The following is a 19,525-nucleotide window of genomic DNA, read 5'->3' on the forward strand; positions in this document are numbered from 1 at the left end:
GTCTTACTCGTGACCAACAGGCCGGCCCGCCAGGAGCATGCCGTTTGACCCCCTTGAAGACAGAAGCCTTCGCCGCCTTGCGCCGGACCCTGGACTGTTATCACCCGCTCGGCGACCAGAGCTGGGCGGCGCTGCAGACCGCCTGCAACTACCGGGAGCTGCGCAGGCATGAGCTGCTGTGCCGGGCCGGCGAAACGCCCACTTCCTTCTCCTTTGTCTACCGGGGCCTGTTCCGGGCCTTCGTGCTCGACGAGAAAGGCAACGAGTACAACAAGGCCTTCTTCGAGGAAGGACGCTTTCCCGGAGCCATGACCGCCCTGCTGCGCGGTGAGCCGTCGCGGGTGACCCTGGAGGCGCTGGAAGCGGCGGTGGTCATCGACATTTCGTTCGCGAGTTTCCGCCGTTTGCTGCACCGGCACCACGATCTCGCCCTGTTCCAGATCCACTACCTGGAGCATCACTGGCTGCTGGACAAGGACGCCCGCGAGATAGAGCTGGTGCAGGAGGAGGCGGCCGAGCGCTACCTGCGCTTTCTGCGCGACTTTCCGGCCCTGGCCGGGCGCCTGCCCCTGTACCATATCGCCTCCCACCTGGGCATCACGCCCACCCAGCTCAGCCGCATCCGCAAAAAAATCGAGGGCACTCAACCTATGTAAAGGAAGCCGGCTCCGGCTCCCCCTATGCTGGCGGACATCGGGCGGCCATGGGGGTTCGCCTGCCTGTCGGGAGTCAGTCGAATGAACATTATCAGCGCCCTGCAATGGCGTTATTCGGTCAAGCGGTTCGCACCGGAGCCGGTGGCACGGTGGTTCTTGCCATGAGCCTGTTACCCGTACTGGCCCTGCTGGCGGGGGCCGCCATCGCGGTGCAGGCCGGCCTCAATGCCCAGCTCGGGGTCCAGCTGCGCCATGTGCTGCTGGGCACCACCATCGCCTTCGGGGTGGCGGCCGGGACGTCCCTGCTGGCCAGCCTGGCCCTGCCGCGAAGCTGGCCGGGCCCGGATACCCTGCAGGCGGTGCCGGGCCACCTCTGGTTCGGCGGTGCCCTGAGCGCCCTGGGGGTGGGCCTGTTCTATTTTCTGATCCCGCGCATGGGAGTGGGCCCCATGATGTCCTTCGCCCTGACCGGCCAACTGGCGGTGGCGCTGATCGTCAGCCACTACGGCTGGTTCGAGCTGCCGGTGCGGCCGCTCACCCCGCTGAAGCTGCTCGGGGCGGTGGCGCTGGTGGCGGGGATCATCCTGATAAACCGGGAGTAAAGCATGAATGACACGCAGTTGGACAAGGCCAATATCGACAACCTGACCGCCCTGTGGCGGGCCATGGGTTCCGAGCCCGCCGGCATGGCCGGCCTGCAGGCCAGCCGGGGCTGGCCGCATCGTTTCTGGTTCGATTGGGGCCATCAACCGGAGCTCGAGGGCCATGAACTGGCCCGGCTGCCACCGAGGGCCCTGGTGCCGGTCTGGACCGCCGGCTCGGCGCTGGAGCGGGCGCTGACAAGCCAGGGCTTCGGCCTGGTGCTGGAGCAAAGGGCCATGCACCTGCGCCTGGCTGGCGAGGGAAGTAGGCCGGAAGGCCGCTTGCGGTTGAGCCGGGTGCTGACGCCCGCCCAGGCGGAGTGCTGGGCGGCGCTGTGCGGCCGGGCCTTCGGCTACGAGGTGGCGGCGGCGACCGTCCGCCGCCTGCTCGGGGCGGGCGGGGCCTGCCTGCTGCTGGCAAGCCGGGAGGGCGGCCCGGTGGCCACGGCGCTGCTGTTCCACACCGGGGAGGTGACGGGGATTCACCAGGTCGGGGTGGTGCCGGAGCACCGGGGCCAGGGCATCGCCCATGAGCTGATGCTGCAGCTGATGGCCCTGGCCCGGGAGCAGGGCGCCCGTTACCTGACCCTGCAGGCTTCCGCCGCCGGCGAGGGGCTCTATCGGCGGCTGGGCTTCGCCCCCCGCTTTTCGATCAGCAGCTACCGGCGCGGCTGAGCGGGATTCAGGGCAGCAGCTCGGCCAGGGGGAGGCGGCTGCGGAACAGGTTGATGCCGCCGCCTTCCCGGCTCAGGTAGATAAAGCCGTCCTCGCCCAGGGTGACCCCCTCGAACTGGCCGTCCTCGCTCAGTTGCCAGCGCCGCCCTTGCGCCTCTTCGACCCGGCCGTCCCGCACCGGGTAGAACCACAGAAAGGCGCGCCGGTCCAGCCAGTTGCGGCTGTAGCCCAGCAGCAGCAGGGTCCGGCTGGCGGCGTCGTACTCGGCACCGGTCACCAGCATGGCGGTGGCCAGCCGCTGCCGCTCCACCAGCGGTGCCTCGCCGCCTTCCGCCGGCAGCGCGTAGAGGGCGCTTTCTTCGTCCAGCCAGCGCTTGGTCAGCAACCACAGCTCGCCCTCCACCCAGGCCAGGGCCTCGGCGTCGAAGTTGTGCTGGTGGCGGGGCGGCTGGAAGTTACTCTGCTCGGCGTAGGCCACCGGCAGGCGCTTTTGCAGTTGCAGCGCCTCTTCCGCCAGTTGCAGCCGGTATACCGCCAGATCCCGGCGGCGGCCGCCGTTGTTGCCGATATCGGCGAGGTAGAGATGGTCGCCGTGCACCGCGATGTCTTCCCAGTCGTGGTTGGGGGCCGGCACCGGCCACACCCGGGTGATGGCGCCATCGTTTTCCAGTCTGAACAGCTCGGCGGCGTTGCCGCTGTCGTTATGGCTGAGCAGGCCGCCCCGCCAGGCGGCCAGGCCCGAGCTTTCCGCCAGCCGCGGCGAGAGATCGGCCAGGGGCAGGAGGTCGAGCCGCTCGCCCTGGGCGAGGGCACAGCCGGCCAGCCAGCAGGTGAGCAGGGCGAGGGAGAGCAGGCGCATGGTGTTTCCTTGTCGGTCAGCGAGCCGTTGTTATAGCGGTTTTGCCGGGAAGGGCACAAGCCCGGGCGGGTCGGTTTCCGGTATCCCGGCGTCGCCGCCGCCCATGGCCGGGCGGCGGCGGTTGGTTAGCATAAAGGAGCCTGGGCGAGTAGCAGTATCTGCTGTTATCTTTGAGCCTGGTGGTGGCGGGTGCTGGTTTTATTTTTCAGGCCAGCTCAATCTTTGTGCGCAAAGCTGTTAAGCTGCCGGCCGATCCGATAATAACAATGAAGCAGGGGAAACCAGAGTGACCAGGGGTGTTGCACTGTCGGTATTGTCGTCGCTGTTGTTCGCGGTGCTGTATTACTACGCCAGCCTGCTGTGGCCGCTCGACGGCGAGCAGATCTTCGGCTGGCGCATGCTGCTGACCCTGCCCTGCATGGGGCTTTTCCTGCTGCTGAGCGGCGACTGGCGGCTGGTGACCGGCCTGCTCGGCCAGTTGAGGCGGCGGCCGCTGCTGTGGCTGGGCCTGCCGCTGTCGTCCGCCCTGGTGGGAGTGCAGCTGTGGCTGTTTATGTGGGCGCCGCTCAACGGCCGGGGGCTGCCGGTGTCGCTCGGCTATTTTATGATGCCGCTGGCGCTGGTGCTGATCGGCCGCTTCCTCTACCAGGAACGGCCGAGCCGGCTGCAATGGCTGGCGGTGGCCTGCGCCGCCGCCGGGGTGGCCAACGAGCTGTGGCGCGCCGGCGGCATCTCCTGGGAGACCCTGGTGGTGGCCGTCGGCTATCCGCTGTATTTCGTCTGGCGCCGCTTCCTGGGCAACGACAACCTGGGCGGGCTCTGGCTCGACATGGCGTTGCTGCTGCCCCTGGCCTGCGGCTTCCTGTTCGCCGCCGGGGCGCCTCTGGCGCCCTTCACCGAAAGACCCGTCTTGCCCTGGCTGGTGCTGGGCCTGGGGCTGGTCAGCGCCCTGGCCCTGATCTCCTATATCCTGGCCAGCCGGCGCCTGCCCCTGGTGCTGTTCGGCCTGCTCGGCTATGTGGAGCCGGTGCTGTTGGTGCTGGTGTCCCTGCTGCTGGGCGAGCGCATCGCCCCCGGCCAGTGGGCCACCTATATCGCCATCTGGATGGCGGTGGGACTGTTGGTGCTGGAGGGGGTCAAACGATTGTGGACCTTTAAGCGTTATCCTTTCCGATGAGATGAACAGACTGAGACAACGTATCGAGCGCCAGGTGATGGGGGTGACCGGACTGGCGCTGGGTGACATCGACTACGAGCACCCCCGGGGGGATCCCGGCCTGTTCGGCCCGGAGTCGGTGATCTGGCGGGTGCACGGCGACTTTACCGCCATGCTGTGCGGCGGCATCGGTGCCCTGATGTTGCAGATGCTGCACCCCCTAGCCCTGGCCGGGGTCTGGGAGCACTCCCGCTTCCGGGAGGACATGCCGGGCCGGCTGCGCCGCACCAGCCAGTTTATCGCCGCCACCACCTTCGCGCCCCGGGCCGACGCCGAGCGACTGATCGAACGGGTGAAGGGCATCCACCTCCGGGTAACGGGGGTGGCGGCGGACGGCCGGCCCTATGCGGCGGACGATCCGGCCTTGCTGACCTGGGTGCACGTGGCGGAGGTGAGCTGCTTTATGGCGGCCCACCTGCGCTACTGCAACCCCGACCTGAGCCTGGCCGGGCAGGACCGCTACTTCGCCGAGGCCGCCCGGGTGGCCGAGGCGCTGGGGGCGCAAGGCGTGCCCAAAACCCGGCATGATATCGAGCTGTACCTGCAGCGGATGCTTCCTGAGCTGGTGTTCGATGAACGCACTGCCGAGATCTTCCGGCTGCTGCTGGCGGCACCGGCGCCCAGTCCGGCGGCCCGGCCCCTGGTGGGGCTCTTGATGAAGGCGGGCATGGATCTGCTGCCGCCCTGGGCACTGGCGATGAGCGGCCGGCAACTGGGCGGGCTGGAGCGGCGCGGCGTGCGCCTTGGCGTGCACGCCCTGGCCCTGGTGCTGCGTTGGGCGGTACGCAACGGCGCCTCCCACCGGGCACGCCGGCGCATGGGCCGCTAGAGCACCGATCAGTTTAAAAATCGGCCAATCAGCTATTTGTTGTCTGTTGCAACGTAGAGAGAGTCAACAGGGCCACCTCCGCCGACACGCCGCAAGTACGTCCCTGTAGGCTCGCACCTGCCGAATGTCGCGGAAACCGCCGTATCATCGCTTCGCGATGCTGGCGGCGGTGCAAGGCGCTTCGCGCCCCCTGGCAGGTGACGGTCGGCGGAGGCCATCCCTGTTGCCTCTTCCAAGTTCCGGCGCCGTCTGAAGGTGGTGCCAACAGGCGGCAGCGGGGGCGATAGGGAGGACAAAGAGCGCAGCTCCGCCGGCCCTCCGCGCCAGGGAGGGCGCGGCGGAGCCCCCATTGATGGGTTTACGGCGTGCCGGAGGAGGAGTGCCCTTTGGCTGACAGCCTGCATCTCGTCAGAAGCCATCGACGCCTCCGACAAAGGGGTAAAGCGTTGCCTAAGTTTTAAACTATATGGTGCTCTAGGCCCACATCACGCACAGGGCCGCCAGCACGATAAGCAGCAGGCCCCAGTGATCCTGGCGGCCCAGCTTCTCCCGGAAGTACCAGGCCGAGATCATCAGGGTGAACAGCACCTCTATCTGGCCCAGGGTCTTGACCAGGGCCACGCTTTCCAGGCTCATGGCGCTGAACCAGCCGATGGAACCCAGGCAACTGCTGAGGCTGATCAGCAAGGTCAGCCCCGGCCGGCGCCAGAGGGCGGTGAGGCCGGCGGGATCCTTGAGCCCCAGCCAGAGCAGCAGCACCAGGGTCTGCAGGGAAATCACCAGCAGCAATACCCAGGCGGCGCCGAAGGGAAAGGGCAGGCCCAGCACCAGGCTGGCTTCCCGCACCCACAGAGAGGTGAGGGCGAAGGCCAGGCCGCTGCCCAGGCCCATCAGCAGGGTGGCCGGCGGGACGGGACCGCCCACGGCCCGGCGCAGGCCGCTCAGCAGCCACACCGCCAGGCCGCCGACGAGCACCCCCAGCCAGCCCAGGGCGGTGAGCGGGGCGCTGAAAAAGAACACCCCCAGGGCCGCCGCCAGTATCGCCTCGCTCTTGGCCAGCCCCACCCCCACCGCGTAGTTGCGCAGCTGGAACAGCCGCACCATCAGGGCGGTGGCCAGGATCTGGCTCAGCGCCGCCGCCACTATGTAACCGAGAAAGGGGGCCGTTACCCCGGGCAGCGGCTGTTCGGGCTGCCAGCGGTAGAGCAGCCACAGGTAGAGGGCGGCGATGGGCCCGGCCAGCACGAAGCGCGCCAGGGTCACGGCGGTGGCGCCGGCCTCCTGGCTCAGCTGTTTCTGGAAGGCGTTGCGCCAGGCCTGCATCAGGGCGGCGAACAGGGTAAAGGGGATCCACAACATCAATGGGCTCTGATTTAGTGATTTCTGATTCTTTTGTTTATTGACAATGCCCTGATCTTCCAGGCAAGTCGGCCAAAGGGCCAACTCTGCCGACACGCCGCAATAGATGACACTCGCCCTTTCCGTCGAGGAAAAGTACCGCCGCGCTCAGCCCTTGCGGGCCTGCTGCTGCCGCTTGCGGGCGAGTTTTTCCGCCCGGTGCCGCTCGGCGGCCTCGACCGCGTCGCTGCCGATATGGGCCTCGCCCCGCGCTTGCGCCAGTTGCAGCTGGTGCTCGCGCTCGGCGTAGCGGCGGCGCTGCTCCGGGGTCTGCCGGTCGTGGCAATGGGGACAGCTGACGCCGTGCTCATAGTGGGGGCTTTGCAGGTCGTCCTGGGACAACGGCGCCCGGCAGGCGGAGCACAGCTGGTAATGGCCCGGTTGCAGCCGGTGATCCACCGTCACCCTGTTGTCGAACACGAAGCACTCGCCCTGCCACAGGGAGTCTTCCTCGGGCACTTCCTCCAGGTACTTGAGGATGCCGCCGTGCAGGTGATAGACCTCGTCGAAGCCCTGTTCCTTGAGGTAGGCGGTGCTCTTCTCGCAGCGGATGCCGCCGGTGCAGAACATGGCGACCTTTTTGTGTTTGGCCGGATCCAGGTTGTTTTTCACATAGTCCGGAAACTCGCGAAAGCTCTCGGTATGGGGATTGACGGCGCCCTTGAAGGTGCCGATCTCCACCTCGTAGTCGTTGCGGGTGTCGATCACCACCACCTCCGGGTCGGAAATCAGCGCGTTCCAGTCTTTGGGCTCCACATAGGTACCCACCACCCGGCGGGGATCTATGCCCTCGACCCCCAGGGTCACGATTTCCTTCTTCAGCTTGACCTTGGTGCGGTAGAAGGGCTGCGCTTCGCTCAGGGATTCCTTGTAGTCGATGCCGGCAAAGCGCGGATCGGCGGCGAACCAGGCCTGAAGCCGGTCGATGGCGGCGCGGGAGCCGGCCACGGTGCCGTTGATGCCCTCGGCCGCCAGCAGCAGGGTACCGCGGATCTGCTCGGCTTCGAGCAGGGCAAGCAGCGGCTCGCGCAGCGCCTCGTGGTGTTCCAGGGCGACGAATTTATACAGGGCACACACAACAAACTGGGACATGCTTTCCTCCGGCGCCGGCCGAGCGCCGCTTTAACGGGGTTTTCGCGCCGGCCCGGGGGCGGGACGCAACAGGGCGGGGATCATAGCAAACTTGGCCGGCTTTCTGCACCCGGGGTTTGCCGGACGACGGGCCAGGCTTGCCCTGCGCTTATGCCGGGCCGGCGGGCTCCCCGAGGCAAGAGGCTGATAGATGGAGATAAATCCCCCTTCCGGCATTCCATAACGGAATGCCCCGGTGCTATGTTAGGGGCAGGAAACCCCGCCATGGAGGCCAAGATGTATCGCCCCTTCAAGACCCTGCCGCCCCTCGACAGCCTGCTGTTCTTCGAGGCGGTGGCCCGCCATGGCAGCTTTACCCGGGCCGCCGCCGAGCTGTGCCTGACCCAGAGCGCGGTAAGCAAGCAGATCAAGGTACTGGAGGGCAGCCTGGGGCTGGTGCTGTTCGAGCGCCAGCCCAGGGGCATCGCCCTGACCCGGGCCGGCCAGGCGCTGTTCGGCGAGCTGCCGCCGCTGTTGCAACAGCTGCAGCGCAGCGTCGAGCGGCTGAAGGCGGCCCACAACAGCCGCAGCCTGACCCTGGTGTGCACCCATGCGGTGGCCCACTACTGGCTGTTTCCCCGGCTGGTGGAGTTCAGCAAGGTCTGTCCGGAGCTGGCGGTGCATGTCAATTCCACCAACGACATCAACGAATACAGCCTGGACGAGCACGATCTGGGCATCCTCTACGGCGACGGCAACTGGCCCTCGCTGCGGGCGGAGCTGCTGTTCGAGGAGCGGGTCTATCCCATCCGCAGCCGGGATCTGGCGCTGGAGGAGCCCGCCGAGGTGGCCCAGTTGCGGGAGCTACCGCTGATCCAGCTCGATTCCTCGGCCTGGAATTGCCTCGACTGGGCGGACTGGTTCCGCCATTTCGGGGTGGACTACCGCCCGCCGGCCAATGCCCCCAGTTTCAACCAGGTGACCCTGGCGTTCAACGGCGTGCTGCAGGGCATGGGGGTGGGGCTGGGCTGGGACTTCATGGCCCGGGAGCAACTGGAGGCGGGCCTGCTCCGGCGGGTGGGGCCCTTCTGTTACAACACCGGCCGGGCCGACTACCTGGTGCACAACAGGCACAAGCCGCTGTCGGCGGCGGCGGGGCGCTTCCGCCACTGGCTGCTGGAAAACGGCTAGTCCCGCTTTTCAGCGTCCGGCTTGATGGGCTCGAAGGTATGGAACAGGGTCCAGTAGCAGTAGAGGGTGACGCCGGTGATGATGAGGCCCCACAGGTGCTGGCCGTTGAGCCATTCCCAGCCGGCCCAGCCGGCGCAGAACAGGGTGACGGCGATACGCCGCCACAGCGGCTGGAAAAACAGCAGGTCCTTTTCTTTCATGGCGGTGGCTCCCCGGTTCACGATCTGGTCCAGTTAACCATGCCCGGCGCCGGTTGTCGAATGTATGTTTCATTTTTGTGATCTTTGAAAGGAGCCGCCATGCCTCGACACAACCTGAAGGACGCCATTCCCGCCCTGCTGCCCGAGGAGCTGATCCAGACCCTGGCCGGCAACGGCGGAGTGCGCATCGAGCGCATCGTCTCCCGGGGGCACGGTTCCCCCGCGGGCTTCTGGTACGATCAGCCCGAGCACGAGTTCGTGCTGCTGGTGGCGGGGGCGGCGGAGCTGGAGCTGGCGGCGCCGTCCGAGCGGCTGCAACTGGGCCCCGGCGATTACCTGACCATCGCCGCCCACCGCCGTCACCGGGTCAACTGGACCCATCCGGAGCAGGATACCCTCTGGCTGGCGGTGTTTTTTGCCGACGATAGCGGGCCGGCGTCAGGCCGAAGCGGCGCTTGAACAGCTTGCCCAGGTAGCCCGTGTCCCGGATGCCGACCTCCTCGGCGAGCCGGGCCAGATCGTGGTGGCTGTGCAGCAGCCGCCAGGCCAGGTGCTGCAGGCGCAGCTCCTGCCAGTGGGCCCGGGCCGGGTGGCCGAAGCGGGCCTGGAACAGCCGGTCCAGCTGGCGCCGGCCCACGCCCACCCGCTCGGCCAGCTCCTCCACCGTCATGGCCGCGCCCAGGTACTGGCGCATCAGGGCCAGGGCGCGGCTCAGGTGGCGGCCGGCGCCAGGCCCGGCGTCCAGGGATCTGGGCCGTTGCCCCGGGGTTCGGGCCTCGTCCACCAGCATGTCCGCCAGCCCCTTCAGCGCCCGCTCCCGGCCGCAGTGGCGGGCGAGCAGCTCGGTGGCCAGCTCGATGGCGGCGCTGCCGCCGGCGCAGCTGATGCGCTTGCCGTCCAGCAGGTACAACTGCTCCGTGGTCATGGGGAGCTGTGGAAAGGCGGTGGCGAACTCCCGGGCGTGGCGCCAGTGCACCGCCACCCGGTGCCCCGCCAGCAGGCCGGCTTCGGCCAGCAGGAAGCAGGCGTTGTCGATACTGGCAAGGCTGAGGCCGTGGGCCCGGGCCAGGCGCAGCAGCGCCCGGTAGCGGGGGGCCAGGTGCCGGGTCTGGCCCGCTTCGCGGCCGCCGAAGATCACCAGGTACTGGTAACGGGACCAGTCCAGCTCGCGGGCCGTGGCCTGGGTGCAGACCTCTACCCCGCAGCTGGCGGTCACCCTTTCCTCCGGCGCCAGGCCCAGTATCCGCCAGCGGCAATAGCGCTGGCGGCTGTGATCCTCGTCGTCGGCGGAAAAACGCAGCTTGTCGAGAAAGCCGCCGAAGGGCAGCAGCGCGAAGCCGGGCAGGGGCAGCAGCAGAAAACCGACGTCGGGGCTTGGCATGGGGGATCCATAGGTCCAGATATTCCCTTTTTATGTCCTATTTCTCCGGTAAAGGGAAGGGGCGGGGGCGGCATAATGGGGCCATCACCCACCACGGAGATCCTCATGACCCTGGAAACCTGGCTCGTCTACCTGGCCGCCAGCATCGGCCTTTCCCTCACCCCCGGCCCCAACGGCCTGCTTGCCCTGACCCACGGCGCCCTCTACGGTCCGGGCCGGACCCTGGCCACCATCGGCGGCGGCGCCCTGGGCTTTATGGGGGTGATCGGCCTGTCGATGTTCGGCATCGCCTCCGTGCTGAGCCTGGCGGGCGAACTGCTGCTGGTGATGAAGGTCGTCGGCGGCCTCTACCTGGTGTGGCTGGGGGTGCAGGTCTGGCGCTCGCCGGCGCCGGGCGGCGGATTCGGCGCCCTGGAGGGCGGGGCCTCCGGCTGGGCCATGGCCCGCCAGGGGCTGCTGTCGGCCCTGGCCAATCCCAAGGCCATCCTGTTCTTCGCCGCCTTCCTGCCCCAGTTTATCGATCCCGCGGCCAGCCTCTGGTGGCAGTTTGTCATCATGGCGGTGACCTTCGCCCTGGTGGAGTGCCTGACCGAACTCCTGATCGCCGGCTTCGCCGGCCGGCTGTCCGGCTGGCTGGCCCGCAGCGGAAGGGGCTTCAACCGCGCCTGCGGCGGCGTCTTCATGCTGATCGGCGCCTGGCTGCCGCTCAGCCGCTCATCCTGATCCCGCCCTTGTCGTGCACCAGGTCAAAGTTTCCGCATGAAACTGTAGCCTGGTGCCGGGGATGGCTTACTATGTTGCAGCTGAGATGACAGATTAGCGCCGTCCGCACCATGGAATCAGACCACGAGAGCATCAGGATGAACCTCTACCGCACCATAGAAAAAACCTTCTGGTATACCCTCACCCGCAAGATAGTGGGCAATGTCGGCGCCCTGCTGTTGCCGCAACTGCTGCTGGTCGGCCTGTCGCTGTACTATCTGGGCCGGGTACGCCACGACATCGAGCTGGCCGGCCTGGACGCCGCCGCCCTGGAGCCGGTGCTGCGACAGTTCGGCTGGCTGATCCTGGCCTGCGGCGGCCTGGCCCTGGCCGTCGGCGTCTTTATCGTGTTCTTTATGCGCGAGATTTTTGTCCGGCCGATCAAGGACATCACCGCGGCCCTGCAGGCGGTGAAGGACAGGAACGGGGACATCTCGGCGACCCTGCCCGACTACACCTTCGATGAAATCTCCACCATGGCCAGGAGCTACAACGACTTCGCCGACAAGCTGCGGGCGATGATCAGCGAAGCCCGGCTGAACTCGATCAGGGTGGCCGTCAACGCCACCCACCTGCAGCAGATGATAGGCCATGCCGGCCATTCCTCCGCCGGCCAGGAGAAGATCGCCCAGCAGATCTTCGAGTCCAGCCGGCAGGCGACCCTGGCGGTGGAGGAGATCGCCGCCAACACCGTGGACATCAGCCAGCAGACCAGCCACAACCTGGCGGAGGTGCGCCAGTCAAGCGAGGAATTGCGGCTGGCGGTGGACAAGATCAAGGCGGTGGAGCAACTGACCCGGGAGTTCGGCAAGACGGTCCATACCCTGAGCCAGAACTCCCGCAATATCCAGAACATACTGGGGCTGGTGCAGGACTTTTCCGAGCAGACCAACCTGCTGGCCCTGAACGCCAGCATCGAGGCGGCCCGCGCCGGCGAGGCCGGCCGGGGCTTCGCGGTGGTGGCGGACGAGGTGCGCAACCTGGCCCGCAAGGTGGGGGAGGCCACCCAGGAAATACACCGCAATATCGGCGAGATGACCAGCCTGGTGCAGAGCACCCGCGAGGGGGCCGAGAGCATCAGCCAGCACATCCAGGAAACGGACCTGTTTATGAGCCGCAACCGGGATCAGTTCGGCGCCATGGTGACGGATTTCGAGCAGATGAACCAGCAGCTCACCACCATTTCCGCCGCCCTGGACGAACTCTCCTACACCAATAAGGAATCCCACCAGCACGTGGAGTCCATCGCCGGGCTCTCCGTCACCATGAAGGACAACATGAGCCGGTCCCGGGAGTTTTCCTCGTCGCTGGAAGGCGCCACCGAGGCCACTCTGGAGCTGCTGTCCCAGTTTATCGTGGGGCAGGGGGATTTCGAGCGGATCACCCGGCTGGGAACCCGCTGGGCGGATGAAGTGGGCAGCCTGCTGGGGCGCTTCGCGGACCAGGGCGTCAACCTGTTCGACCAGAACTACCGGCCGGTCAACCCGGGCCAGGAGCCGGCCCAGTTCCTGACCGGCTACGTCGCGGCGGTGGAGGGCGAACTGCAGGCACTCTACGACAGTTTCATCAAGGCGCATCCGGAGTTCGTCTACGTGGTGGGGGTGGACACCAAGGGCTATATCCCGGTGCACCACGGCAAACACTCCCAGCCCCTGAGCGGCGACCGGGAGCGGGACAATATCCACTGCCGCCATCGCCGGCTCTACAACCAGAGCCGCCAGGAGCGGCGCCGCTGCAACCACGAGAAGCCCTTCCTGCTGCAGAGCTATATCCGCAACACCGGCGAGGTGATCAACGATCTGTCCATTCCCCTTTACGTCAAGGGCCGGCACTGGGGCTCGCTGATCCTCGGCTTCGACGCCGGCCACCTGCTGGCGGACAAGGCGGCCTGAAAAAACAGGGCCGCCTGCGTTCCACCACCTTCTTGGGGCGCGGGCGGCCCGCCCGCATCAGGAGGCACCGAGGTGGGTTAGACAGAGCCCAACCCGCGATGCCTGTTCTGCCCCGAGCCCTTTTAAGCCTGGGATGTGCCAGGCCAACCCGAGGATGCGCGCTTCGCGCGAAGGCAGGCGGGCCGCCTGCGCTCCCGGCCTCAGCGCAGTTGCTTGAGCAGCGACTCGCTGGCGTAGCCGTCGGCCACCTGGCCGCGGGACTGCTGGAAGGCGCGGATGGCGCTGATGGTGTTGGGGCCGATGACCCCGTCGGCGCCCCGGGTGTCGAAGCCCCGGGCGGTGAGCCGGCGCTGCAGCTCTTCCTTCTCGACCCGGCTCAGGGCCCGCTCGTGCCGTGGCCAGGGAGTGCGGAACTCGCCGCCGCCGGCCAGTTTGTCGCCCAGGTGGCCCACCGCCATGGCGTAGGAGGTGGCGTTGTTGTAGCGACGGATCACCCGGAAGTTGTTGTAGATCACGAAGGCCGGACCCTGGGCGCCGGCGGGCACCAGTATGGCGGCCTCGCCGTGATCCGGCAGCGGCCGGCCGTCGAGGGTGGTGATGCCCCTGCCGCGCCAGTAGGCCACGGGCTGGCGGTTGTCCTGATCCGCCAGGCCGTAGTCGAAGCCGGCCGGCAGTTTCACTTCCAGTCCCCAGGGCGCGCCCTGCTGCCAGCCGAAACGGGCCAGGTAGTAGGCGGTGGAGGCCAGGGCATCGGTGGGGTCTTCACCCCAGATGTCCCGCTTGCCGTCGCCGGTGAAGTCCTGGGCATACTGCAGGTAGCTGGTGGGCATGAACTGGGTGTGGCCCATGGCGCCGGCCCAGGAGCCGCGCATCCGCTCGGGGCTGGTGTCGCCCGACTGCAGTATCCTGAGCGCGGCGATCAGCTGCTCTTCGGCAAAGCTGCGGCGGCGGCCCTCGAAGGCGAGGGTGGCCAGGCCCTCGATGATGCCGGTGTTGCCCCGGAAGGAGCCGTAGTTGGTTTCCATGCCCCAGATGGCCAGCACCACCTTGGCGTCCACCCCGTAGCGGGTTTCGATGGCCTTGAGGGTGGGGGCCAGTTCCTGCCATTTCTGGCGACCGTTGCTGACGCGGGTGGCGGAGGTGGCGGTGTCCAGGTATTCCCAGATCTGCTTGGTGAACTCGGCCTGGCGTCCGTCCAGGCGCATCACTTCCTGGTTCAGTTTGACGTCCCTGAAGGCGGCGTCGAACACCGCCGGGCGAATGCCGGCGGCCAGGGCGCGACCGCGGAAACCCTGCCGCCAGGCGGAAAAGCTCTGCTGCTCGGCGGCGCCGGGCGGCACAGTGCTGGCCGCCGGCTGCGGTGGCTGGACGGCGGCGGGGGCCGGCTGCGAGGTTTCGGCCTGGCCGGCGCAGCCGCTGAGCACGGCGCCGATCACCAGGGCACTGAGGTAAGCTTGTTTCAAATTCTTATCCCGTCGGTTGGCTTGACTGCCCGCAGCATATCCCAAGCCGGAAAAAATTAAAGGGGTTTGCGGGCTGTCGCCCGCGTTGCCTTGCCGTTGGCCACGTAAATCGTTCCGCCCCGGCCCATTTTGACGGCAGCGGGACTAAGCTTGCACTGGTAACCGGTTGCCGATGGCAGGGAGAAGGTGTGATGAAACAGAAAATTCTGGTGGTGGTGACCAGCGTGGAAAAGTATCCCAACCTGAACCGGGCCACCGGCCTGTGGCTGGGCGAGGCGGTGCATTTCGTCAGCAGGATGGAGGAGGCCGGCTACCAGGTCGACTATGTCAGCCCCAGGGGCGGCTATACCCCCATCGATCCCCACAGCCTGGCCATGGCCGACGAGCTGGACTGGCGCTGGTACCAGAACAAGGCCTTTATGAACCGGCTGGGGGCGACCCTCAGCCCCGCCGAGGTCGATCCGGACGATTATGTCGCTATCTATTACGCCGGTGGCCACGGCGTCATCTGGGATTTTCCCGACAACGAGTCGCTGCAACTGATCGGCCAGCGCATCTACGAGAGCGGCGGCATCGTCTCTTCCGTCTGCCACGGGGCCGCCGGCCTGTTCAATATCCGGCTGAGCGACGGCTCCCTGCTGATCAAGGGCAAGGAGGTGACCGGCTTTTCCAACGAGGAGGAAAAACTGGCCGAGCTGGATCGGTTTGTGCCCTTTCTCACCGAGGATGAACTGGTCAAACGCGGCGCCCTCTACCAGAAGGCGGAGGCACCCTGGCTGCCCCTGGCGGTGAGCGATCAGCGGTTGATCACCGGGCAGAACCCGGCCTCCGGCGGACCGGTGGCCGAGCTGGTCTTGCTGGAGCTGGAGGGATGACCCCGGTTGTCGTCCGCTTACGGCAAGGTACCCGGCTTGGCCGCCTCGGCCAGCAGGTCACGGACCTCCTGGTCTTCGGTCTGGCCGAAGTCGAGATAATACTGGCCGACCGAGCCGAATGCCGGGCTCACCAGCAGGGCGACGAACTCGTCCGCCAGGGCCCGGATCCGGGCCGCCGCCTCGGTTGAGCTGACCGGCACCGCCACCACCAGCCGTGCCGGCCGCCGGCTTTTTACCGCCCGTACCGCCGCCTCCATGGTGGCGCCGGTGGCCAGGCCGTCGTCCACCAGCAGCACGGTGGCGCCGGCCAGCGCAAGGGGCGGGGCATCGCCCCGGTAGGCGTGTTCCCGGCGTTCGAGCTCCGCCCGCTCCCGGCGGAGCACGGCCTCGATCCGCTCCTGCTCAAGGCGGCCGCGGATCTCCGGGTTCCACACCAGGATATCGCCCGAGGCGATGGCGCCCATGGCCAGTTCCTCGTGGTGGGGATGGCCGAGCTTGCGCACCAGCAGCACGTCGAGGGGCGCGCCCAGGTCCTTCGCCACCTCGAAGGCCACCGGTACCCCGCCCCGGGGCAGGCCCAGCACCAGCAGGTCGGGGCGGCCCCGGTAATGCCGCAGGGCCCTGGCCAGGGCCTGGCCGGCGGCGCGTCGATGGAGGAAGGGGGACATGGCGGTGCTCCTGTGCTGACTCCTGTCTTAACCCTAGCAAAAATCCGGCAAAATCCGCCTGCCCCGGCAGCTAGCCCGGCCAGGCTTTGTTATCATCGCTGTTTTGTCGGGCCCCGAGGCGGCCCGTGGGCATCATCGGCACCGGGAGCGGTTTCACCATGTTCACCACCATCGGCACCCTGCTTGGCGGCATCGGCCTCTTCCTGTTGGGCATGATACTGCTGACCGAGGGGCTGACCGCCCTGGCCGGGGACCGGCTGCGCACCACCCTGGGCCGGCTGACCGGCTCCAGGATCAAGGCGGTGCTGAGCGGGGCGGCCATCACCGCCCTGGTGCAGTCTTCCCATGCCACCACCCTGGCCACCATCGGTTTCGTGTCCGCCGGCCTGCTCTCCCTGAGCCAGGCCATCGGCGTGGTTATCGGCGCCAACCTGGGCACCACCAGCACCGGCTGGCTGGTGTCCCTGCTCGGGCTCAAGCTGTCCATCGGCAGCCTGCTGCTGCCCCTGGTCGGCGTCGGCGTGCTGCTGCGGCTGCTGGGCAAGGGACGGCTGGCCTCGGCCGGCATCGCCCTGGCCGGCTTCGGGGTGCTGTTCGTGGGGCTGGACCTGCTGCAAAGCGGCATGGGCGGGCTGGCGGAGCGCATCGACCTCAGCCGGTTCGGCGCCGCCACCCTGGGCGCGCGCTTTATGCTGCTGCTGGTGGGACTGGTGATGACGCTGCTGATGCAGTCCTCCAGCGCCGCCCTGGCCATCACCCTGACCGCCCTGGCCACGGGCACCCTGTCCCTGGAGCAGGCCGGGGCCATGGTCATCGGCCAGAACCTGGGCTCCACCTTTACCGCCGCCCTGGCCGCCATCGGCGCCACCATCGCCGCCAAGCGCACCGCCCTTATCCATATCCTGTTCAATATCGGGGCCGGCACCCTGGCTTTCTTTATTCTGCCGCTGCTGATCTGGCTGGCCGACTGGCTCACCGGCGACGGCCTGGGCGACCACCAGGCCCTGACCCTGGCCGCCTTCCATACCCTGTTCAACCTGCTGGGGGCGGCGCTGTTCCTGCCCTTTACCGCCCAGCTGGCGGCCCTGGCCGAGCGGCTGTTGCCGGAGCCGCGGCCCGCCCTGACCCGCCACCTCGACGCCAGCATGCAGGTGGTGCCCTCCCTGGCGGTGGAGGCGGCCCACGGCACCCTGCGCCAGTGCGCCCAGGTGGTGCTGCAGAACGCCGCCGCCCGCTTGCGCAACGAGGAGGCCGGTTTCGTGGTGGCCAACCTGGACGAGGCCCGGGACGCCACCGAGGTGGTGGCCCGTTACCTGGCCCGGCTGCCGGAGGCGGAAGGGGAGGTGCTCAACCGGCTCAACGCCTGCCTGCACCTGCTCGATCATGTGCGCCAGAGCGCCCACGAGGCGCTCAAGATCCGCTGGGAGCCCCAGGTGCAGGCCATCATCCCGCTCAGCCAGCACGCCCGGGAGCTGGCGGCGCTGCTGCTCAACGCCGCCCAGGCGCTGACCGACCACCGGCAGGAAGAGGATATCGAGCAGGCCTTGCAGGCCCTGCGCCAGCACAACCAGGATATCCGCTTGTCCATTTTGCAGGCCTCGGCCACCCGCAAGCTGGCGATGGAGGCCACCCTCGACGGCCTGACCCTGGCGCGCAGTTGCGAGCGGCTCAGTTACCATGGCGAACGCTGCCTGTTTTACTTGCAGGGCCTGGCCGGCAAGGACAAAATCGCCCCGGGCAGCCTGGTCGAGGCCGGCCCCGAACCCATAGCAGATGAGGAAAACGTGTGAAGTGTCCCAGTTGTGAGCAAGTGATCCGCCCCGCCCAGGTGACCGAACGGGAAAGCCGGGGGCTCGATGTGCATTTTCGTTGCCCCCACTGCGGTGCGCGCCTGTCGGTCAACGGCCGAGCCACCCGCGCCAAGCTGATGGGCTTCGTGCTGCTGCTGTCCGGCTCCGGCGTCATGCTGTGGGGGCCGGCGCCGGCCTGGATCTTCGGCGTCATGGTGTGCCTGGCGGGCGGGGTCATGGCCCTGGTCGCCCGCAACAGGGAGATGAAGCTGCGCTGGTTGGACAAGCCCGACGGGGCGGACAAGAATTAACAGACCGCCCGGACCGACCATGCTCTCGGAGCCGACATGTATCTGATCAGAGACTATCAAGAGACCGATCTCAGCAGCCTGGAGCTGATCTACCACGATGCGGTCATGGCCCAGGGGCGGCAGGGCTACAGCGACGACCAGGTCGCGGTGTGGGCCTCCTTTCCCTATCTGTACCCGGATGAATTCAAGGCCCTGATCCGGGACGGCTACACCCGCATCATGGCCTTCCAGCAGATCCCCGTGGCCTTCGCCACCCTGCACCCGGACGATCACCTGGCCCTGCTTTACGTGCTGGCCGAGCATACCGGGCGGGGCCTGGCCGGCCGGCTCTGTGCGGATATCGAGGCCGAGGCGGCCCGGCGTGGCGTGGCGCGGCTGCGCACCGATGCCAGCCTGCTGTCCAAGCCCCTGTTCGAGCAGCGCGGCTTCCTGCTGCTGAGCCGGCAGGAGGTCAACCGGGGCGGGCTGGTGTTCACCCGCTTCCTGATGGAAAAACCGCTGGCGCCACCGTCTGCCTGAGCCACTGGCACAATGGCGCGGATTGCCGCAAAATAGCGGGCTCGCGCCGTGAGGGTACATCATTTATCTGGGTAGGGAGGGCATCCGTGGCCAAGCCGAGAGACACCTATTATCTGACCGCCCATTGTCGGGGCAGCCTGGGCACCGTGGACGTGGTGACCCGTTACCTGCGCGAGCAGGGCTGTTACGTGGTGGAAATGCAGACCTTCGACGACGTCATCAGCGAACACTTCTTTATCCGGGTGGAATTCCGCCCGCCCCGGGAGCCGGCCTTCGACGAAGACGGTTTCCGGGCCGGTTTCCGCCCCCGGGCCGAACAGTTCGGGATGCAGTGGGAACTGACCGCCACCCGCCACAGGCCCAATGTGGTGATACTGGTGTCGAAGTTCGATCACTGCCTCAACGATCTGCTCTACCGCTACCGTACCGGCCAGCTGGCCATCGAGATCCCGGCCATCATCTCCAACCACCCGGACTTGCAGCGCCTGGCCGACTGGCATCACATTCCCTACTATCACCTGCCGGTGAACGACGCCAACCGGGCGGAGCAGGAGGCACAGGTGCTCGCCATCATCAGGGAATGCGAGGCGGATCTGGTGGTGCTGGCGCGCTACATGCAGGTGTTGAGCCCCGCCATGTGCGCCGCGCTCGAGGGCTGGGCCATCAATATCCACCATTCCCTGCTGCCCGGCTTCAAGGGCGCCAAACCCTACCACCAGGCCTACGACAAGGGGGTCAAGCTGGTGGGGGCCACCGCCCACTACATCAACAACGATCTGGACGAGGGCCCCATCATCACCCAGGGAGTGGAGGTGGTGGATCACAGCCATTACCCGGAACAGTTGATCGCCAAGGGGCGGGACATCGAATGCATCACCCTGGCCCGGGCGGTGCAGTACCATATCGAGCGGCGGGTGTTCCTGCACAACGGCAAGACGGTGGTCTTTACCAGTTGAGCCCTGCGGCAGGTACGGCCGCCGTAGGGCCGAATTTATTCGACCGAACCACGATGCCGATGGCGAGTGGTCCACTGAAGTGGACCCTACGGCAGGCCCCGGTGCATTTTGTAGGGTCGACTTCAGTCGACCAGGCACGCAGAACCCAAGAGCACGACATTTATCAATAAAC

Annotated in this window: 21 protein-coding genes; 14 read left to right on the top strand and 7 right to left on the bottom strand. The window is 67.3% G+C overall.

Annotated features, from left to right (window positions below; translation table 11 throughout):
- Window positions 1-44: 44 nt before the first annotated feature.
- The 3 genes from AN401_RS05590 (at window position 45) to AN401_RS05600 (ending at window position 1,972) form a co-directional block, all read left to right on the top strand.
- The gene (locus tag AN401_RS05590) at window positions 45-656 is read left to right on the top strand and encodes a Crp/Fnr family transcriptional regulator (RefSeq protein ID WP_198401809.1); all 612 of its coding nucleotides are present in this window, start codon (window positions 45-47) and stop codon (window positions 654-656) included.
- Window positions 657-817: 161 nt separating this feature from the next.
- Window positions 818-1,258 (top strand): DMT family transporter, encoded by a 441-nt coding sequence (locus tag AN401_RS05595; RefSeq protein ID WP_096778739.1) that lies wholly within the window; start codon window positions 818-820, stop codon window positions 1,256-1,258.
- Window positions 1,259-1,261: 3 nt separating this feature from the next.
- Complete coding sequence (locus tag AN401_RS05600) at window positions 1,262-1,972, top strand: GNAT family N-acetyltransferase (protein ID WP_096778740.1); 711 nt, start codon at window positions 1,262-1,264, stop codon at window positions 1,970-1,972.
- Between the two features lie 7 nt (window positions 1,973-1,979).
- Here the strand turns inward: AN401_RS05600 and AN401_RS05605 are convergent, their stop codons facing one another.
- Window positions 1,980-2,831, bottom strand: coding sequence for a hypothetical protein (locus AN401_RS05605; protein WP_096778741.1), 852 nt, complete (start codon window positions 2,829-2,831; stop codon window positions 1,980-1,982).
- 286 nt (window positions 2,832-3,117) lie between these two features.
- Here AN401_RS05605 and rarD point away from each other — a divergent pair, with 286 nt between their 5' ends.
- Window positions 3,118-4,008, top strand: a complete 891-nt coding sequence (gene rarD, locus AN401_RS05610) for an EamA family transporter RarD (protein ID WP_094040438.1) — start codon at window positions 3,118-3,120, stop codon at window positions 4,006-4,008.
- A gap of 1 nt (window position 4,009) precedes the next feature.
- Window positions 4,010-4,876: an oxygenase MpaB family protein gene (locus AN401_RS05615; protein ID WP_096778742.1), complete on the top strand. Its 867-nt coding sequence runs from the start codon at window positions 4,010-4,012 to the stop codon at window positions 4,874-4,876.
- A gap of 474 nt (window positions 4,877-5,350) precedes the next feature.
- Here the strand turns inward: AN401_RS05615 and AN401_RS05620 are convergent, their stop codons facing one another.
- Together AN401_RS05620 and trhO are read right to left on the bottom strand one after the other, a co-directional pair.
- Window positions 5,351-6,235 (bottom strand): DMT family transporter, encoded by an 885-nt coding sequence (locus AN401_RS05620; protein ID WP_096778743.1) that lies wholly within the window; start codon window positions 6,233-6,235, stop codon window positions 5,351-5,353.
- 147 nt (window positions 6,236-6,382) lie between these two features.
- A complete protein-coding gene (trhO, locus tag AN401_RS05625) occupies window positions 6,383-7,366 on the bottom strand; it encodes an oxygen-dependent tRNA uridine(34) hydroxylase TrhO (protein ID WP_094040435.1) in 984 nt (327 codons plus the stop codon).
- A gap of 264 nt (window positions 7,367-7,630) precedes the next feature.
- On the opposite strand from trhO, the gene AN401_RS05630 reads away from it, so the two are divergent.
- A complete protein-coding gene (locus AN401_RS05630; RefSeq protein ID WP_198401810.1) occupies window positions 7,631-8,536 on the top strand; it encodes a LysR substrate-binding domain-containing protein in 906 nt (301 codons plus the stop codon).
- On the opposite strand, the gene AN401_RS05635 is transcribed toward AN401_RS05630, so the two are convergent.
- Window positions 8,533-8,736: a hypothetical protein gene (locus AN401_RS05635; RefSeq protein WP_094040434.1), complete on the bottom strand. Its 204-nt coding sequence runs from the start codon at window positions 8,734-8,736 to the stop codon at window positions 8,533-8,535. The two genes, AN401_RS05630 and AN401_RS05635, sit on opposite strands and share 4 nt — an antisense overlap.
- A 99-nt stretch (window positions 8,737-8,835) precedes the next feature.
- Between AN401_RS05635 and AN401_RS05640 the strand changes: the two genes are divergently transcribed.
- Entirely contained in the window at window positions 8,836-9,195 is a 360-nt protein-coding gene (locus AN401_RS05640; RefSeq protein WP_096778744.1) for a cupin domain-containing protein, read from the top strand.
- Here AN401_RS05640 and AN401_RS05645 read toward each other — a convergent pair.
- The gene (locus AN401_RS05645; protein WP_096778745.1) at window positions 9,104-10,117 is read right to left on the bottom strand and encodes a GlxA family transcriptional regulator; all 1,014 of its coding nucleotides are present in this window, start codon (window positions 10,115-10,117) and stop codon (window positions 9,104-9,106) included. The genes AN401_RS05640 and AN401_RS05645 overlap by 92 nt on opposite strands.
- Before the next feature lie 105 nt (window positions 10,118-10,222).
- Here AN401_RS05645 and AN401_RS05650 point away from each other — a divergent pair, with 105 nt between their 5' ends.
- Window positions 10,223-10,840, top strand: coding sequence for a LysE family translocator (locus AN401_RS05650; RefSeq protein WP_096778746.1), 618 nt, complete (start codon window positions 10,223-10,225; stop codon window positions 10,838-10,840).
- Window positions 10,841-10,950: 110 nt separating this feature from the next.
- Entirely contained in the window at window positions 10,951-12,771 is a 1,821-nt protein-coding gene (locus tag AN401_RS05655) for a methyl-accepting chemotaxis protein (protein WP_198401811.1), read from the top strand.
- A 200-nt stretch (window positions 12,772-12,971) separates the two neighbouring features.
- Here AN401_RS05655 and AN401_RS05660 read toward each other — a convergent pair whose 3' ends face one another.
- The gene (locus AN401_RS05660) at window positions 12,972-14,234 is read right to left on the bottom strand and encodes a lytic murein transglycosylase (RefSeq protein ID WP_096778748.1); all 1,263 of its coding nucleotides are present in this window, start codon (window positions 14,232-14,234) and stop codon (window positions 12,972-12,974) included.
- Window positions 14,235-14,425: 191 nt separating this feature from the next.
- Between AN401_RS05660 and AN401_RS05665 the strand changes: the two genes are divergently transcribed.
- Entirely contained in the window at window positions 14,426-15,109 is a 684-nt protein-coding gene (locus AN401_RS05665; RefSeq protein ID WP_094040653.1) for a type 1 glutamine amidotransferase domain-containing protein, read from the top strand.
- 17 nt (window positions 15,110-15,126) lie between these two features.
- Here AN401_RS05665 and AN401_RS05670 read toward each other — a convergent pair whose 3' ends face one another.
- On the bottom strand, window positions 15,127-15,777 hold the full coding sequence (locus AN401_RS05670; protein WP_096778749.1) for a phosphoribosyltransferase: 651 nt from the start codon (window positions 15,775-15,777) through the stop codon (window positions 15,127-15,129).
- 158 nt (window positions 15,778-15,935) lie between these two features.
- Between AN401_RS05670 and AN401_RS05675 the strand changes: the two genes are divergently transcribed.
- From AN401_RS05675 to purU, 4 genes are all read left to right on the top strand, one after another.
- A complete protein-coding gene (locus tag AN401_RS05675) occupies window positions 15,936-17,567 on the top strand; it encodes a Na/Pi cotransporter family protein (RefSeq protein ID WP_142995644.1) in 1,632 nt (543 codons plus the stop codon).
- Window positions 17,564-17,878 (top strand): hypothetical protein, encoded by a 315-nt coding sequence (locus tag AN401_RS05680; protein WP_142995643.1) that lies wholly within the window; start codon window positions 17,564-17,566, stop codon window positions 17,876-17,878. The genes AN401_RS05675 and AN401_RS05680 overlap by 4 nt, the downstream gene beginning before the upstream one ends.
- 36 nt (window positions 17,879-17,914) lie before the next feature.
- A complete protein-coding gene (locus AN401_RS05685; protein ID WP_094040644.1) occupies window positions 17,915-18,397 on the top strand; it encodes a GNAT family N-acetyltransferase in 483 nt (160 codons plus the stop codon).
- Between the two features lie 86 nt (window positions 18,398-18,483).
- Complete coding sequence (purU, locus tag AN401_RS05690) at window positions 18,484-19,353, top strand: formyltetrahydrofolate deformylase (RefSeq protein ID WP_094040643.1); 870 nt, start codon at window positions 18,484-18,486, stop codon at window positions 19,351-19,353.
- Window positions 19,354-19,525: the final 172 nt, after the last annotated feature.

It is taken from the genome of Zobellella denitrificans, from assembly GCF_002407485.1.
GTDB classification, from domain to species: domain Bacteria; phylum Pseudomonadota; class Gammaproteobacteria; order Enterobacterales; family Aeromonadaceae; genus Oceanimonas; species Oceanimonas denitrificans.

Bases quoted from the DNA above. Each gene is read 5' to 3' on its own strand.
- AN401_RS05595 (WP_096778739.1), top strand. From the start codon at position 818: ATGAGCCTGTTACCCGTACTGGCCCTGCTGGCGGGGGCCGCCATCGCG.
- AN401_RS05600 (WP_096778740.1), top strand. From the start codon at position 1,262: ATGAATGACACGCAGTTGGACAAGGCCAATATCGACAACCTGACCGCC.
- AN401_RS05605 (WP_096778741.1), bottom strand. From the start codon at position 2,831: ATGCGCCTGCTCTCCCTCGCCCTGCTCACCTGCTGGCTGGCCGGCTGT.
- AN401_RS05615 (WP_096778742.1), top strand. From the start codon at position 4,010: ATGAACAGACTGAGACAACGTATCGAGCGCCAGGTGATGGGGGTGACC.
- AN401_RS05620 (WP_096778743.1), bottom strand. From the start codon at position 6,235: ATGTTGTGGATCCCCTTTACCCTGTTCGCCGCCCTGATGCAGGCCTGG.
- trhO (WP_094040435.1), bottom strand. From the start codon at position 7,366: ATGTCCCAGTTTGTTGTGTGTGCCCTGTATAAATTCGTCGCCCTGGAA.
- AN401_RS05630 (WP_198401810.1), top strand. From the start codon at position 7,631: ATGGAGGCCAAGATGTATCGCCCCTTCAAGACCCTGCCGCCCCTCGAC.
- AN401_RS05635 (WP_094040434.1), bottom strand. From the start codon at position 8,736: ATGAAAGAAAAGGACCTGCTGTTTTTCCAGCCGCTGTGGCGGCGTATC.
- AN401_RS05640 (WP_096778744.1), top strand. From the start codon at position 8,836: ATGCCTCGACACAACCTGAAGGACGCCATTCCCGCCCTGCTGCCCGAG.
- AN401_RS05645 (WP_096778745.1), bottom strand. From the start codon at position 10,117: ATGCCAAGCCCCGACGTCGGTTTTCTGCTGCTGCCCCTGCCCGGCTTC.
- AN401_RS05650 (WP_096778746.1), top strand. From the start codon at position 10,223: ATGACCCTGGAAACCTGGCTCGTCTACCTGGCCGCCAGCATCGGCCTT.
- AN401_RS05655 (WP_198401811.1), top strand. From the start codon at position 10,951: ATGGAATCAGACCACGAGAGCATCAGGATGAACCTCTACCGCACCATA.
- AN401_RS05665 (WP_094040653.1), top strand. From the start codon at position 14,426: ATGAAACAGAAAATTCTGGTGGTGGTGACCAGCGTGGAAAAGTATCCC.
- AN401_RS05670 (WP_096778749.1), bottom strand. From the start codon at position 15,777: ATGTCCCCCTTCCTCCATCGACGCGCCGCCGGCCAGGCCCTGGCCAGG.
- AN401_RS05675 (WP_142995644.1), top strand. From the start codon at position 15,936: ATGTTCACCACCATCGGCACCCTGCTTGGCGGCATCGGCCTCTTCCTG.
- AN401_RS05685 (WP_094040644.1), top strand. From the start codon at position 17,915: ATGTATCTGATCAGAGACTATCAAGAGACCGATCTCAGCAGCCTGGAG.